Here is a 16,150-nt window from a genome sequence, read left to right as displayed (position 1 = left end):
TCAGTTAAATGACTGCTATTTAATCTTCGTTTTCAGGGAAAGGCATAACTAAATTTGGGAATATGGTACCTTTCTTTAATGCTATATTTAAAGGAAGCAGTCCAATATAAGGCTGCATAGGAACATAAGCCCTTGCTAATCTTTTACCTGAATTAGGAGGAAAGCTAGTAGATGGCATTGATCTTGAGTTCACATGTGGAACAAATTTTGAATACACTATTTTCACCTCTTAAGTCTCTTTACAATGATAATATATTCAATACCAAATAAATTGTGTTAATATAAACAGAGTTTTTGGTTTCAGGTGGAGTTTTTTCTCCATCTGAAACTTATTAACAGGATTCTTAGTGCTTTAGCACTTAGAAGGCGTTATCCTTTAGGGAAAATCGTTATCCAGGGGCGTAGCAGCCGTAATACCCCCACTTTGTAAGAAGATGGGGGTATTACGGCTGCTAGCCATCGGATAAATTGCTTTGCAAAATTTATAATAAAGGTTTTAAATACTGATGTTTAATGGTATAATCATCTTGTTAATAGTATTAAAATATAGTGACTGAAATTGAATAATCACGTATTTGGTAAACAAGTTTGTGTAAGCTTCTGTAGTATTTTTACTATATAATTTGTGTACCCTCCAATTATATATTTTTGTATTTTATAGGAGTTTGCATAAACCTTCCTATTTATTTAGACGGTTAAAACGTTTTTTTTGCTTCAAATGAAATTATATTTTTTTATTTGAAGCATTTTTGTATAAATTCACTCCTGATTATACAAAATAATTTTGGAGGTGTTTTTTATGACAATAACTTTAAGCAATAAAGAAAGAATGCTTTTAGAAGATGAAAAAAGTCATGAATCCATGTGTATACAAAAATATACAAACTATGCTAATCAAACAAAGGATTCACAGTTGAAACAGCTATTCATAAATAATGCATCAGTTGAGCAAGAACATTTAAATTCTATTAACTGTATTTTGGGCGGTGAGGTACCTAATTTAAACAGTAATCAAGGTACAAATAAAATGAATACAGCAGGTATAGCTAGCTCGTCTATGCCACCTGTAGGTATGTGTGAAGTACGTGACGAGGATATGTGTAAGGATATGCTTATGGCAGAAAAATATATTTCAGGAGCTTATAATGTAGCCATATTTGAATTTAGAGATACGAATGTTCGAAATGTATTAAACCATATACAAAAAGAAGAACAGCAGCATGGGGAATCCATTTATAAATATATGGAAAGCAAGGGCATGTATAAGGTTCAGTAAGAGTACGTTCACCTGATTTTAATGAAGTTGTTCACTAATTTTTTATATACAAATAAAGCTGGAAGTTAATTAAAGTTTAAATCTTTATTAATTTCCAGCTATATAAAGCTCATAAGGAAAGTATAGAGAAATTTTAAATTTGGAGTATAGAACTAACAATTGTAAACAATTTCATGTATAATTGAATTATGCGGTGAAGCGTAATAGATATAAAAAATTAATAATAGTGACTTAGGGGGATTGATTGTATGAAAGATAGCTATGGAAGAAATATAAACTACCTTAGGATTTCACTGACAGATAGGTGTAATTTAAGATGCATCTATTGTATGCCAAAGGAAGGAATAGTAAAAAGGCCTTATGGTGATTTATTAAGATTCGAAGATATATTAAAAATCATTAAAGCAGCAGCAACTCTTGGAATAAATAAAATAAGGTATACTGGCGGAGAACCTCTTATAATGAAAGATATAGAGTATTTAATAAGGGAAACTGCCAGTATAAAAGGAATTACCGATGTGGCCATTACTACTAATGGGATACTGCTCTGTGATATGGCAGATAAGCTAAAAGAAGCAGGATTAAAAAGGGTAAACATAAGTTTAGATACCTTAAAAGCAGATAAGTATAAATTTATAACAAGGTGTGGAAACTTGGATGCAGTGTTAAAATCTATTGACAAATGTTTAAGTATAGGATTGACTCCTGTTAAAATAAATACAGTTTTATTAAAGGGTTTTAATGATACTGAAATTATGGATTTTGTGGAGTTTACAAAGAATTTACCAGTAGATATTAGATTTATTGAACTTATGCCTATAGGAGAAGGAAAAAAATTATACGAGAATGATAACCTTTCTTCAGAAGTTGTTTTAAAGCAAATTGAGGATAATTTTGATGTAATTTCCCAGCCTACTTCTAAAAGTAGTACTGTTTCCTTATATAAGGTGAGAGGATATAAGGGAAACATAGGCTTTATAAGTCCAATGAGCTGTAAATTTTGTAAAGACTGTAATAGACTAAGACTTACTTCTATAGGAGATTTAAAACCATGTCTTCACTCGGATAAAGTTATAAATTTAAAACACTGCTTAAATGACGAAAAACTCCTCTTGGAAGAATTAAAACGAGGAATACTAGGAAAACCTGAGGAGCACAATATGAGTTCTAAACATAAAAGTGAAAGTAAGAAGATGATGTATCAAATAGGTGGTTGATTACTGTAAGTTTATACCCATGGCTGTGAATATTTTGAGTTGGGCTAATTTTTCTTGGGACAGGCTGTCTATCTGGTAGGATCTTGAATAACCTGTTTTAGCCCAAATTACAAAATGTTCACAGTTATTTTGTAATAAATTATAACTTCTTTCACCCTCTCGCATCTCTGCTCTTTTAACGGTTTCTTTTGAATTAAATTGTGAACTACCTTTTATGTTTAAAATAAAGTAATGTCCTTTCCTAAAATAAGGAGATATGTCTGTTTCTCCTATCCTAGCATCTTTAGAGTTACCCGTAGTACTACAGTAATGAATAACTTTATTATTACCTACATATATTCCATAATGTGTATATTGATATCCCATAAAGGTATCTTCAGTGCCTAGTATATCTCCATATTGAGGCTCCTTATGTACCTTGGATAGGGTAATATCATTTCCATTCTTCACCTGAAAATATAACTTCTTTTCTTCCGTCATTTTATAATTTTTAAAATGTAAGTTAGGAGATAAAGTAACACAAATTTTATCATCTTCGTAAAAACCATCTATAGGTGGATTTATAAAAAGAGTTTTGCCATCCACAGATGGAAAAACATAAGTATCCATAGTTTCATTGTTTTTATTTTTTACAGAAATGTTTTTTATAGAGGTGTCATCCCATATAATTTTATCTTTTAAAGGTATTTGAATTTGGCTGTATTTATAAATGGTTGTAGTTTTATTATTTAAAGTATAAATTTTATATCCTAAAAAACTAACAGCAATTATTATAAATATAGATATTAATTTTATAAAAAAGTGATTTTTCATTTAAAACATCCTTTATGCTATTTCTAAATTATTTCTATTTGTCAGGTACAAATAGTTTTATTTTATTAGATATAAGTTTTCCTTCATCATATTGTATATAAATGTTAGCATAAATATCATTTACGGATTTAGGTATTATCCAGTTTCCTTTTAATTTTTTTATAGTGTATTCAGCTACTTTTTCACATTTGGCACTTTCTTTATTAGTAGTTATTATTTCCGTAGATTTACTGTCAAAACTTTGGAGATCTTCTTTAGATGATTCCCCCACATTTACAATATATGATTTAACACCTTTATCGGTTACTTCTTTTATATACTGATTTTTATTATAAGAAGAAATAGGAGATAAAGTGTCAGTTTCTATAATTTTATCTACGACACCTACCTCTTTAGGTGATAATGTCCATATTAAAAGAGGAAGTAGAAGTGATACGATTATTACAACTAAGCACATTATCATTATAGTTCCAATCATTTTTTTTGCAAAGTAGCGTAGTATAAGTTCATCACTATAATTTCTATTTTTTATTTTTTTACTTTGTTTTTGGAATAAGGTTACACCAAGTAACATGGCTAAAATCCCTGATAAATATAAGAAAAAAAGCATAATTAATCTCTCCTAATGTAAGTCACATATAGATTTTAACAAAAAAAATAATAAAAATATATATAAATTTGTTAAACTTTTAAATATTATAGATGTATAGTAGATAATAATGGATAATTTAGAGTTAATCCGGGGGGAATTTTTATTTTGATTATTTTAAAAATAATAGGGATTATAATTTTAGCCCTTATAGTTCTGTTAATCTTTTTATTGATAAGTAATGTAACATATAGGGGAAAGTCTACTTTTGAAGAAAATAATATAATATATAATTTTGAAATTGATTTATTTTTTAATATTATTTCTATAATATTAAAAGGGAGTAATAGTGATAGCCATTTATCTGTAAGAATATTGTTTTTTACTAAAAAGTTAAATATAAATTCTAAAAAAGACAAGATACAGGATGAATCAACTTATAAATTCTCTCATATCATACAGGGTATTAAAAAACTTTATGAGTGTAAAGATTCTATAATAAAGATTATTTCTATAACCAAGCCTAAGTATGTTAAGATAGAAGGTAATTATGGATTCGATGATCCTTGTATGACGGGTATGTTGTGTGGAGTTTTTAATGTAATTTATTCGTTTTTCCCCAAAAATTCTATAAGAGTATGCCCAGATTTTTTTAATGAAGTTTTTAATCTGCATTTAGAAGTTAGTGGGAAATGTAGAATAATATTGATTGCAATTACACTATTTAAAGTATTTCACATATCATGTATAAAAAAAGAAATAAGCTATTAAAAATGGAGGTATTTATATGGATATTAAAGAAAATACAGAAGTTTTATTTTCAAAATTGGAAAACTTTTTTAAAACAGAAACTGTTGTAGGTAAACCAATACAGGTAGGGGATATAACACTTGTACCGTTTATAACAGTTACCTTTGGATGTGGAACTGGTGGTGGAGAGGGAACAGATCCGAAAAATAAGCAGGAAGGTGGAGGTTCAGGTATTGGTGCAGGAGCGAAAATAACTCCAAATGCAGTACTTGTAATAAAAGGAGATACAATTCAGATGCTGCCTATAGGTGATAAGAATAACCTTAGTAAACTTATGGAATTGGTACCTAATATAGTTAGTAAGTTGAAAAAGAAAAATGAAAAAAAAGAAAACATATAGAAAACACCTAAGAGGAGATAATCATGTACAAGTTAGTGGCAGCAGATATGGATGGAACCCTATTAAATGAAAAACATACTTTAAACAAGAAAACTATAGATACTATACAGAAAATAAAAAAATTAGGAGTAAAGTTAGTTTTGGTTTCTGGTAGAGGATTCAATAAATTAAAATACTTTGAAAATGAATTGAATATACGTGACTTTGCCATATGCTTAAATGGAGTAAATTTATATAAAGACAAGGAATTAATTTCGGGACAGCATATGGAGGATGATATGCTTTACGATGTTTTGCACATTTGTGAAGGAAAGGATGTATATCCTATATTGTTTGGGGATGATGAGAAAGTTTATGTAGATAAAATAATTGAAAATTATTCATCTATTGAACCCTATATAGGAGAAGCAAAGGCTGTAGGAGAATTAACTAAATTTTGTAGACACAATAAAATTTATAAAATAACAGTTTTTGGCGAACATGAAAAACTTGTAAAAGTGGAAAATGAAGTTCGAAATAAATTTAAGTATAATATAAATGCTTATTTTTCATTACCACAATATCTTGAAATATTCAGTAGTAAAGTTAACAAGGGAAAGATGTTACAAAAGGTTGCAGAGTATTGTAATATAAAAAGAGAAGAGATAATAGCTATTGGAGATTGGGACAACGACATACCTATGCTGAAATATGCAGGGCTTGGTATAGCTATGGATAATGGATCTAAAGCTACAAAAGAAGCGGCAGATTATATAACTAAAAGTAATGTGGAAGATGGAGCAGCTTATGCTCTAGAGAAATTTATATTAAATGTTTAAATATAGGAATGTAGATAAGTACTAAATTCTTATCTACGTTCCTATATTTATTCATTTGAAAGACCACTTTTGCCAAAACTTTCAGAAAACTTTCCTACCAAATTTTTAAATATACTTTTCCATATAAGTCCCGTAATTAAAAATATAAAGAAATATACAAGGAGTATTAAAGCATCTTTTAGTAATAAGCTAGAAATAATACCACCTACAGTTTCTCTCATGCCTGCTACAGCATGGGTGAAGGGTAGAAGAGGATTTATTATTTGAAAAAATTTAGGAGTTACCTGTATGGGAAAAGTACCACCAGATGCTGAAATTTGCAGCACCAGAAGTATCATTACAAGAGCTTTTCCTACATTTCCAAGTACAGATACAAGAGTATAGATTATCATGGTAAATATAATACTTATAAATATTGCAAAAAGTACAAACACATATTTGTTTGCTACGTAAGTTTTCAATATAAATAAATCTCCTAGAGTCACTATTAAAGCTTGAAAAATTGATATAGTTGCAAAAGTAAGATATCTTCCAAGAAAAATTTGGTTGAGCTTTATATTTTTAATTTTTGTGTTTTTAACTTCCGTAGAAAGCATTGAAACAAGAATGAGGTCTCCTACCCATAGTGATAAAGTGGTGAAGAAAGGTGACATAGCTGAACCATAGTTAGGTATAGAAAAAATTTTATTCATTTTTATATTAACAGGATTTGCTATGAAATCTCCTTCTTTTTTTGCGTTTAAACCAAGTATTTTTATGAATTCATTCAATTTGGAATCCTCATCTAGACTTCTCAGTTTTGAAGCAATGTTGTGAATTGTGTTTTCCACTCCAGGGAGTACTTTTTTAATCTTATCTATATCTTCTACTGCTATTTTTGTATCACTAAATGTATTTTTCAATATGTTTTGTGCTGTTGGAAGGTCACCTTTAGCATCTTTTAGTATTTTCAAAGTATTATTTGCCACCTGGATAGAAGATTTCATTATGTTGTCTACGGTAGGAGCTAAAGATGTATCATAGTTATTTATAATGTTATCCAAAAAAACTGTGATGGAAGCAGCACCTTGTTTTAAATTGCCGAGAGCATCTAGTGAAATTTGTTCTCCGCTGTCTATAGCAGTTATTAGTGAATTTATGTTTTCAATACGACTTTGCATCATATTTTTTATATTGTTTAGTGTTGATGTAAAATTTGATAATACCGTATTATCTTGTTTGTTTAAAGAATTTAAAATGTCTATTATATTGTTAATTCTTGAAATGCTTGATGTATAATGATCTCGTACAGTTGTCAATATTGTTTTTGCTGATTTAGGATCTGTATTTATGAAGGTTATGGACTCATAAATAAGCCCTTCTAGAGTTTTGTTAAGATCCCGTATGGATGTAAGTTCAGATTTAATAAAAGGAGATAGATTAGTCATTGAATCTCTTGCTTTTGCAAGAAAAACTTCTCCACTTGATACCACATTTAAAGCTGTATTTATAGTATTTTCAATTAGAGGAAGTTCATTTTGAATTTTACTGATAAAATCATTTAAATTAGAAGCTTGGTTATAAACATTTTCTATATTTTGATTTATTTCAGGTATTTTACTATCAATGTCAAATATTATACTTATAAACTCTTGTAGTATAGGTTTACTGTTTGTAAGGTCTATTCCTAGCCTATTAAATACGCTAAATATTGATTCATCTACTGTTTGTACAAAGGTTGTAGTTATCTGCTGCTGTATTTTTGTAACTCCTGCTTCAGTTATTTTTGGAGCCACTGCGTTTAATTTTTCATTAACTGAATAAATCAAATCTGCTTTTTGTGGATTTGATTTTAAAAGAGAACTTATTTTAAGGGAAAAATCTTCAGGTACTGTAATACTAGCGTAGTAGCTGCCATATTTTACTCCATTAGCTGCATCATTTTCATTTGTAAATTTCCATCCCATGCTTTCATTTTTCTTTAAATTTTCTACTAAGCTATTACCTATATTTACATTACTGCCATTAAATTTTACGCCTTTGTCCTTATTTACTATTGCTACAGATATTCCACTGGTGTTTTCATAAGGATTCCATAATGATTTTATATTAAACCAGGCGTAAAGTGCAGGAAGTATCATAAGTGCTATTACTACTACTAGGGCCACCCAATTTGTAATTATATTTATTATATCTGTTACGTATATATTTATTATATTTTTCATAAGTTTATCTCCTAGTTTAAATTCCATCTATGAGTATTAACCGTGATGGTGAGTTCAACTAAGATTATTATGTGCTGATATGAAAAATAATATATAGTATATATTTTATGTATAAGGTAAAATTTCAATTAGAATATCTCATATAATATCATTCATAAAAATGAACGTATATGTAGAAATATTTTTACAATGATGAAGCTCTTTTTAGTACTTTGCATATAAGTCTTAGAAAAAAATTTAAGGAGCTGAAGATTGTAAAAATATTTGGAGTATACGTTCATTTTTCGTTTAGAAACTCTATGATGTTTAAAGATTTAGCCTACTTTTCCCATGAGAATACTGCATAAAAGTATTACAAGTACCAAGGAAGTAATTTTTACATATAGGTAGTCCCCTTCTTTAAAAAATACTAATATGGATACCGCTACTCTTAGTACAGGTATTGCCATTAAGATCAAAAGACCGAACAGCATGATTGCATAAGGCTTAAAATATTTACAACCTTTTAATATTTCAATAGGTTTAGTTGGATAATAATTTCCAGCATAGCCACTGTGGCCAGATATTAAAAACATTAAAAGCCCTGTTAATATTACAATTGAACTTAATATGACACCTATCCTTAAAAACGTACTTATTATAAGTTCTAGTTCTTCTGCACTTTTTTCATTCTTTTCATTTCTTTCAATAGTATTATTTTGCTGTTGCATTAGTTATCTACCCCCAAATCCCTTTAAGACCATTTCTACAGATATATAAATGAGAAAAGGTATAAATATCTTTCTTATGGTTTTGCTTTTCATATTTTGCATAATTCGAGTGCCTATAGTTGCCCCTGCTAGTACACCTAGAGCAACGGGAGCAGAAATTTTAGGATCTATGTTGCCTCTTAAAAGGTAAACGCCTGCACTGGCAGCAGCAGTAACGCCCATCATAAAATTGCTGGTGGCACTGGATACTTTTAAAGGTAATTTCATAAATAAATCCATAGCCATGACCTTAAAACTACCGCTTCCAATTCCTAGAAGACCAGAAATGACACCAGCACCATACATTACTCCAAAACCACCCGGCACATTGGCTACGTTATAGTGTATATTTTCATCTACAATTTTGTCGTAGTATTCACTGTTTAGTTTAAGTTTTTTTGCAAGAGGGTGAGTTTGTACATCCTGGGGCAATTCGCTTTTAGTCTTTTTAAGCATAGCTAATGCGGAATATAGAAGTAATAGTCCAAATAGAAAGTAAAGATAATTTGGATTTATGATTCCTGAAAGAAAAGCACCGGTTATAGCACCTGTAGTTGTTGCTATTTCAAGAAACATACCAACTCTTAAGTTTGTTATTTTATCCTTTATATAAGCTGCAGCGGCTCCACTTGAAGTGGCAATAACAGATATTAAGCTAGCACCTATAGCGTATTTTATATCTATTCCAAATAAAAGAGTAAGTGCTGGAGTAATTACTGTTCCACCTCCGAGACCCAGTATAGATCCTGCTATGCCTGCAATAACGGATACACTGAGAATTTCTAATGTTAATATTGACAAAATGCCATTCCTCCTATGTTGAATAAATTTTTGTTTTCAAGTATTATTATAGCAAGGAAACTTATATATTTAAAATACATAATTAGTATTCAAAGTATATAGAAATTATATAATAGGAGTGATATCTTTTTATGGATATTAAGCAGCTTAAGTATTTTCTGACTATTGCTAAAGAAGGTAAAATAACTAGTGCAGCTAAAAAACTAAATATGGCGCAGCCACCTTTAAGTTATCACTTAAAACTTTTAGAAGAAGAATTAGGCGTTAAACTTATGGATAGGGGGAGTCATAAGATACATTTAACAAGTGCAGGACAAATACTTGCAAATAGAGCTGAACAAATACTTAAATTAGTAAGCTTTACTGCAAAGGAGCTAAAGGATTTTAAAGAAGGAGCAAAGGGAACGCTTTCCATTGGAACGGTATCTTCTTCAGGTGCTACATTGTTACCAGAAAGAATAAAAATTTTTCATAAAGAATATCCAGAAGTAAATTTTAATGTCTGGGAAGGAAATACCTTTAGAATATTAGAAATATTAAACAGTGGATTGATAGAAGTTGGTATTGTAAGGACCCCTTTTAATACGGAAGGGCTTGAAATAACTGCACTGCCTAAAGAGCCTATGACTGTTGTATTTAACAAGGAGAGTGATTTGTTTGAAGATAGAGAAAGTGTGAAATTAAAGGACTTGAAAGGTAGACCTTTGATTATATACAGAAGATTTGAAAAGTTGATATTTGAGTGCTGCAATAAAGAAGGTTTTGTACCTAATATAATTTGTAACACTGAAGATGCAAGAACAGCACTTGTATGGGCAGAATCAGGTATCGGAATGGCCATTGTTCCAAGAACATCTATTGATGTGGTTAAAAATGTAGATTTGAAAAGAAAAAAAATAGATGAAGTTGATTTGGAAACTAGTATAGCTGCTATATGTGTGAAGAATAGATATATGTCATCAGTAGCTAGAAATTTTTTGCGCATTTTTTCTATGAAAAAGTAGAATATTTTAGGAGACGATTTTAATGAATGAAAAAAATTTTAACTTTAACGTTAAGGTACTGTTTTTTGTTGCTGTCTTAATCACTGCTTATTTTTACATAGATAAATTTCAAATAATTGCACTCGTACCTTTGGCATTATGTGTGTATGATGGATTTTGTATATTTTTTAAATTTAAAAATAGGGACGGGCTTAGAATAATTTTTTTTATGGCTACCGTTTTAACACTTATATTTGTACTTCATGTTTTAGTGGTATATGGAGTATCCAATCCAATCCCTATAATTATTGCCTTTATAGTTACTAATTTGTTTTTTATATATAATTTAATTATCTACAAGTATTTTAAATACAATCTATTAAGCCTTATAATTATAATTTTAGGTTGGATCATATGTGATTGTTTTCCTATACTCATGGTATTTGTATTGTCAGCAGGACTTTTAAACAAATAGTAAATAGAACAATTAAACTTTAGGATAGAATACCTAAAGTTTAATTTGTTTATCTTTACTATATAACATTTTTATTTAAGCTTTGTTTTTAATTATTTCCTTTAAGGTGTCAATTAAAATATCTACTTCACTATAAGTATTGTATAAACCAAAGCTCAATCGAACGAGACCAGGGTGAGAAATATCATTATAATTGTGTTTTAAATAGGTTATATCTTTACGAGAAAGCTTAAGAAGCCTTTGTACGTAGGGTTGAGCACAAAAGCAGCCACTTCTGACTGAAATACCAGATAAATCTGAAAGAAGTTTTGCTGTAATACCATGATAAAGTCCTTTTATGTTAAAAGGAAGTATTGCAACTTTATCGCAATTTGGATTTGGGTCACAGTATAAAGTGATGTTTGGAAGACTAATGATTTTGCTTAAAGCGTAGTTATATATTTTCATTTCACTTTTGTCTATATTGTTTATTCCCAATTTGTTTAACATTTCAATAGAAGCAGTTAGGGCGACTACACCAAGTACGTTTGGAGTACCAGCTTCATTTTTTTCAGGTGGATCATTCCATATTACGCTGTTATCTGTAACTAGTTTTATAGCACCTCCTCCACTATATTCAGGTGATACACTACAGAAAGTCTCCTTGGGGCCTATCAATACGCCTATGCCAAAGGGTGCATACATTTTGTGTGCTGAGAAGGCTAAATAGTCAATAGATTCGTCTTCATAATGCTGCTTCATGTATATAGGATAATGAGGTACAAGTTGGGCACCATCTACTAGAATTTCTGATCCATAATTGTGGGCAATTTTTGCAATTTTATATATAGGATTTTTGTATCCCGTTACATTAGAAGCACCAGTTACACAAACTAACTTAACTTTGCCATCATGTTTTTTTAATTTACGTTTTAAATCTGAAAGAATTAGTTTACCGCTTTCATCCACCTCTAAATAATCTACTTTAAATTTGTTCCTCCAGGGCAAATCATTAGAATGATGTTCCATTCTAGTAGCTAATATAACAGCATCTTTATATAGATAATTAAAAATATAAGATAATTTATTAATAGCCTCAGTAGTGTTTTTTACATAGATTACTGTATTTTTTTCGGAATCACAGTGAACAAAGTTGCATATAAGTTGTCGCGATGTTTCATAGATTTCAGAGGATAATTTAGATTTAAAACCGGTTCCCCGATGAATAGAAGAATAATAGGGTGAAAAACTAATTACTTTTTCCATAACATAATTAAAAGGAGGTGTAGTAGCTGCATTGTCAAAATTTATAGCAGTTACCATCTTCCCATTTTTTAAAGGTATTTTTGTATCTACACCGGTTATTAATTCTCTGTAATTATGATTTATTTTATCATAGGACATATTAAAATCACTCCTATAAGGTACTTATATATAATATGTAGTATGATTTTAAATGTACCAAATAGCTGAAAAGTTTATGAATAAAATAAACGTAGAATTTAAGCATAGACTATATTTATCCGATTGCTACCATTGCTAACACCCCCATCTTCTTCAAAGTGGGGGATAAGCACTGCTACGCACCTGGGTAAGTTCTTCTAAGGTTCAGATGGAGAAAAGGTATTCCTTATAAGCAAACTTCACCTGAACCTAAGAATCACTTGATATTATCCTTATTTGCTGTTTTCCCAAGTATCTTTATATTCTTGTAAAATGTTATGGAGTACATTTCCTATTTTAGAATAGGCACTGTCATTTAAATTTGCAAGTGAAATTCTCACAGACCACTTAGAGGCATAGAAGCCAGATCCACCTAATAATACAATAGAAGATTTTTCGGCTAATTTAAAGAGTATATCTATTGGTTTATAGCTCATGTCTAAATAATCTCCAAAGGATTTTCCATAATGAGTATTTGCCCATTTTAATAGGTCAAATTCTGCATAGTAACTTGCGTCATAAGGATCTTTTGGTATATTTATTTCAAGACTTTTAAATAGCAACTTTTTTCGCCTTTTACATATGCTCTTTATCAGATTTTTGTATTCGTTTTTAGTATCTAGCAGTGAGAATATTGCAAAAAAGGCCATTTGAACCTGCTGGGGCGTTGACAAGCCTGCAGTATGGTGAAGTGCTACCTGACGGCTGTCTGCTGCGATCCTATCTATAAAATTAATTTCCGTTGGATCGGTTGAAATGGATTCATAACGTTTTTTTATAGTACTTTTTTTATCTTCTGGCAGCTCTTTTAAAAGCTTATCAAATACATTATTTTCATGAATGGCTATAGTTCCAAGCCTCCAACCTGTTACACCAAAATACTTTGAAAATGAATAAACTCCTATACAATTGTAGGGGAGAGCTGATACTATAGAATTAAAGTTGTCTGGAAAACTACCATATACGTCATCTGATATAATCATTAAATTTGGATTGGAATCTTTAATAGTTTCTATAAGATACTTAATGAATTCAGGTTCCATGGCTTCTGAAGGTGGATTGCTTGGATTTACTAAAAATAAAGCTTTGATAGTTTTGTCACCTAATCTTTTTAGTTCTGATTTTGGATATTGCCATGGACTACTTCCTTCTTCGGGATCTTCAGAGGCCATTATCTTAACTAAATTAAAATTATATCTTGGAATGATTGGAATTTCTAAATAGGGAGTAAAAATAGGAGTCATAATTGCTACTTTATCACCTTTTTTTAGAAGTTCATTAGCAATTAATGAATCAAATATATAACATATGGCAGCAGTAGCACCTTCTACAGCAAATAATTTAAACTTAGAATCAAACTCTTGTAAGTGATATATTTCCTTGATTAAATACTGAGTTACTATTTTTTCTACATGAGTTAATATTCTGCTTGGGTCTGGGTAGTTATCACCTATAATTCCATCTGTTAGTTCATAAATCCAATCTTCTGCATTGAATCCTTGAGAATTTATACCATAGTCTATAAATTTTTTTAACATATCTATGCCTGGACAAGTTTTGTGAGTTTTAATATAGTTATAAAAGCGTATATGTATATTTTGTTTTTCAGGCATTCCGCCTAAGTTTTTTTCATTCCATATTCGCCGTGATTCTTCTAATGCAAATTGTCCAAAAGCAAAAAAGGCTTCTCGGGGAGAAGTGGCTATCCAGTTAGGATTTCCTCTTCCTGCATCTAAAAGAGCATGTGCACTTTTTACCTTTTGACCGTTAGCAAGATTAATTAGTTTATTTTTTAATTCAAAAGGACTTATTTTACCATAAATGCGCTCTAGTTCTAGTAGTTGAATATTTTTATCTGCATACATTTTATGTACTTCCTCCAAAAATTTTATATATTATAAAATTTATATTCTGCAAATATAAACAAAAATATGCACATAAAAAGTACCAGCCTAGTGCAATTTTTTTAGTTTAATTATATACTAGTTCTTGAATGACCATAATATAATAAAAGCTGCTAAAATGAAAGGATGTGCTTAATATGCGAGAATATAGTGCTTTTGATATTCTAGGACCCATAATGATAGGACCCTCCAGCTCTCATACAGCTGGGGCAGCAAGGCTGGGTAAAATTGCAAGGACTATAGCAGGAGGCAAAATTTTAAAGGTACAATTTCTGCTTCATGGATCTTTTGCTAAAACTTATAAAGGACATGGTACAGACAAGGCTTTAGTTGCTGGAATACTGGGAATGGATCCCTGGGATGAAAATCTAAAAGAATCTATTATTTTGGCAAGGAAAGAGGGAATTAAAATTGAATTTAAAGAAATAGATTTAGGAGACGTTCATCCTAATACAGTCAAATTTATTATAGAAAAGGATAATGGGGAAACTTGTGAAATGGTAGGCTCATCTATAGGTGGAGGAAATGTAATAATAAGTGAAGTAGATGGAGACAAAATAGAATTTACAGGAAATTACCCTACTATATTGATAAATCATATGGATGTACCAGGCATGGTTGCAAAGGTATCTGATATACTTTATAAACATAAAATAAACATAGCTTTTATGAGAGTATATAGAAAAAGTACTAGAGGTTCTGGAGCAACTATGGTGTTTGAAGTGGACGATTTAATTTCCGAGGATGTTGTAAATGAAATAAATGAAATTTCAAATATAAAAAAGATAAGAGCTATAAATCCTATAACAGAGGAGGAATGATAGATGGCTAATACCGGATATGAACTTATAAAAATATGTAGAGAAAAAAGTATGAAAATATGGGAATATACAGTTGAGGAAGAAATTAAAAGGGGAGATTCCAGCAGGAAAGAAATTTTGGGGAAGATGAGAAAGAATCTTAAAGTAATGCAAAATTCTGCAGAATATGGATTGCAAAATAAAGTAAAATCTATAAGCGGACTTATAGGTGGGGATGCTTACATATTAAATAATTATTGTAGGGAAGGAAAAAGTTTAACTGGAGATTTTATGATAAAAGCCATGGCAAGGGCGCTTTCATGTTCGGAAGTTAATGCTGCTATGGGAAAGATAGTGGCTGCACCTACAGCAGGTTCCTGTGGAATAATACCTGCGGCAATAATAAGTGCAGGAGAAAAGCTAAACAAGAGCGAGGATGAATTGATTCAAGCGCTCTTCACAGCAACTGGAATTGGAATGATAATAGCTAAAAACGCCACTATGTCAGGAGCTGAAGGTGGCTGTCAGGCAGAGTGTGGTTCTGCAGCTGCTATGGCAGCAGGAGGAGTAGTTGAGATGATGGGCGGTACTCCAGAGCAAGCTTTAAATGCCAGTGCTATAGTGATAAAAAATGTATTAGGATTAGTTTGCGATCCTGTAGCAGGTCTTGTAGAAGTACCTTGTGCCAAGAGAAATGTTTCAGGAACTGTAAGCGCACTAACTACAGCAGATATGGTTATGGCAGGTGTATACAGTAGAATACCTTTTGATGATACTGTTTCGGCAATGTATAGGGTTGGTAAACAACTTCCCTGTGCACTTAGGGAGACAGCACTTGGAGGACTTGCAGTTACAGAAACTGGACTTAAGTTAAAAAAGCAGGTACTTGGAAATTAAAAAAGGGATATACAAATACTTGTATATCCCTTTTTTTCAAAGGTATAAAAAA

17 protein-coding genes are annotated in these 16,150 nt (G+C 30.6%); 9 read left to right on the top strand and 8 right to left on the bottom strand.

The window, feature by feature from the left end:
• Positions 1-19 precede the first annotated feature (19 nt).
• Positions 20-217, bottom strand: coding sequence for a spore coat associated protein CotJA (locus B5S50_RS06060; protein ID WP_065077812.1), 198 nt, complete (start codon positions 215-217; stop codon positions 20-22).
• Between the two features lie 582 nt (positions 218-799).
• Here B5S50_RS06060 and B5S50_RS06055 point away from each other — a divergent pair.
• Both B5S50_RS06055 and moaA read left to right on the top strand, forming a co-directional pair.
• The gene (locus B5S50_RS06055) at positions 800-1,276 is read left to right on the top strand and encodes a spore coat protein (RefSeq protein WP_065077813.1); all 477 of its coding nucleotides are present in this window, start codon (positions 800-802) and stop codon (positions 1,274-1,276) included.
• A 248-nt stretch (positions 1,277-1,524) separates the two neighbouring features.
• Entirely contained in the window at positions 1,525-2,493 is a 969-nt protein-coding gene (moaA, locus tag B5S50_RS06050; protein ID WP_065077814.1) for a GTP 3',8-cyclase MoaA, read from the top strand.
• On the opposite strand, the gene B5S50_RS06045 is transcribed toward moaA, so the two are convergent.
• Positions 2,494-3,306, bottom strand: coding sequence for a lecithin retinol acyltransferase family protein (locus B5S50_RS06045; RefSeq protein ID WP_065077815.1), 813 nt, complete (start codon positions 3,304-3,306; stop codon positions 2,494-2,496).
• Between the two features lie 34 nt (positions 3,307-3,340).
• Complete coding sequence (locus B5S50_RS06040; RefSeq protein WP_065077816.1) at positions 3,341-3,916, bottom strand: hypothetical protein; 576 nt, start codon at positions 3,914-3,916, stop codon at positions 3,341-3,343.
• Positions 3,917-4,063: 147 nt separating this feature from the next.
• Between B5S50_RS06040 and B5S50_RS06035 the strand changes: the two genes are divergently transcribed.
• Genes B5S50_RS06035 through B5S50_RS06025 form a run of 3 tightly spaced genes read left to right on the top strand, consistent with a single transcriptional unit; the run spans position 4,064 to position 5,863 of the window.
• Positions 4,064-4,666 (top strand): DUF2953 domain-containing protein, encoded by a 603-nt coding sequence (locus tag B5S50_RS06035; RefSeq protein ID WP_217303357.1) that lies wholly within the window; start codon positions 4,064-4,066, stop codon positions 4,664-4,666.
• 16 nt (positions 4,667-4,682) lie between these two features.
• On the top strand, positions 4,683-5,045 hold the full coding sequence (locus tag B5S50_RS06030; RefSeq protein ID WP_063554087.1) for a GerW family sporulation protein: 363 nt from the start codon (positions 4,683-4,685) through the stop codon (positions 5,043-5,045).
• 23 nt (positions 5,046-5,068) lie between these two features.
• Positions 5,069-5,863, top strand: coding sequence for a Cof-type HAD-IIB family hydrolase (locus B5S50_RS06025; RefSeq protein WP_065077818.1), 795 nt, complete (start codon positions 5,069-5,071; stop codon positions 5,861-5,863).
• A 47-nt stretch (positions 5,864-5,910) separates the two neighbouring features.
• On the opposite strand, the gene B5S50_RS06020 is transcribed toward B5S50_RS06025, so the two are convergent.
• The 3 genes from B5S50_RS06020 to B5S50_RS06010 all read right to left on the bottom strand — a co-directional run bounded on the left by B5S50_RS06020 (position 5,911) and on the right by B5S50_RS06010 (position 9,617).
• Positions 5,911-8,067: a YhgE/Pip domain-containing protein gene (locus B5S50_RS06020; protein WP_217303356.1), complete on the bottom strand. Its 2,157-nt coding sequence runs from the start codon at positions 8,065-8,067 to the stop codon at positions 5,911-5,913.
• 314 nt (positions 8,068-8,381) lie between these two features.
• Positions 8,382-8,777, bottom strand: coding sequence for a DUF1634 domain-containing protein (locus B5S50_RS06015; RefSeq protein ID WP_217303355.1), 396 nt, complete (start codon positions 8,775-8,777; stop codon positions 8,382-8,384).
• 3 nt (positions 8,778-8,780) lie between these two features.
• Positions 8,781-9,617, bottom strand: a complete 837-nt coding sequence (locus B5S50_RS06010; protein ID WP_065077821.1) for a sulfite exporter TauE/SafE family protein — start codon at positions 9,615-9,617, stop codon at positions 8,781-8,783.
• A gap of 131 nt (positions 9,618-9,748) precedes the next feature.
• Here B5S50_RS06010 and B5S50_RS06005 point away from each other — a divergent pair, with 131 nt between their 5' ends.
• Both B5S50_RS06005 and B5S50_RS06000 read left to right on the top strand, forming a co-directional pair.
• Positions 9,749-10,621 carry a LysR family transcriptional regulator gene (locus B5S50_RS06005; protein ID WP_065077822.1) on the top strand — a complete coding sequence of 291 codons (873 nt, stop codon included), beginning with the start codon at positions 9,749-9,751 and terminating at the stop codon, positions 10,619-10,621.
• A 22-nt stretch (positions 10,622-10,643) separates the two neighbouring features.
• On the top strand, positions 10,644-11,075 hold the full coding sequence (locus tag B5S50_RS06000) for a hypothetical protein (RefSeq protein ID WP_065077823.1): 432 nt from the start codon (positions 10,644-10,646) through the stop codon (positions 11,073-11,075).
• A 75-nt stretch (positions 11,076-11,150) separates the two neighbouring features.
• Here the strand turns inward: B5S50_RS06000 and B5S50_RS05995 are convergent, their stop codons facing one another.
• Positions 11,151-12,458: an aminotransferase class V-fold PLP-dependent enzyme gene (locus tag B5S50_RS05995; RefSeq protein WP_065077824.1), complete on the bottom strand. Its 1,308-nt coding sequence runs from the start codon at positions 12,456-12,458 to the stop codon at positions 11,151-11,153.
• Between the two features lie 272 nt (positions 12,459-12,730).
• Positions 12,731-14,362 (bottom strand): aspartate 4-decarboxylase, encoded by a 1,632-nt coding sequence (gene aspD, locus B5S50_RS05990; RefSeq protein ID WP_217303354.1) that lies wholly within the window; start codon positions 14,360-14,362, stop codon positions 12,731-12,733.
• A gap of 176 nt (positions 14,363-14,538) precedes the next feature.
• Between aspD and sdaAB the strand changes: the two genes are divergently transcribed.
• Positions 14,539-15,222 (top strand): L-serine ammonia-lyase, iron-sulfur-dependent subunit beta, encoded by a 684-nt coding sequence (sdaAB, locus tag B5S50_RS05985; protein ID WP_217303353.1) that lies wholly within the window; start codon positions 14,539-14,541, stop codon positions 15,220-15,222.
• Positions 15,223-15,225: 3 nt separating this feature from the next.
• Positions 15,226-16,098 (top strand): L-serine ammonia-lyase, iron-sulfur-dependent, subunit alpha, encoded by an 873-nt coding sequence (gene sdaAA, locus B5S50_RS05980; protein WP_065077827.1) that lies wholly within the window; start codon positions 15,226-15,228, stop codon positions 16,096-16,098.
• The last annotated feature ends 52 nt before the right edge of the window (positions 16,099-16,150 follow it).

This window comes from Clostridium sp. 001 (genome assembly GCF_019056555.1).
GTDB classification, from domain to species: domain Bacteria; phylum Bacillota; class Clostridia; order Clostridiales; family Clostridiaceae; genus Clostridium_B; species Clostridium_B ragsdalei.
This window is presented reverse-complemented; position numbering and strand designations above follow the sequence as displayed.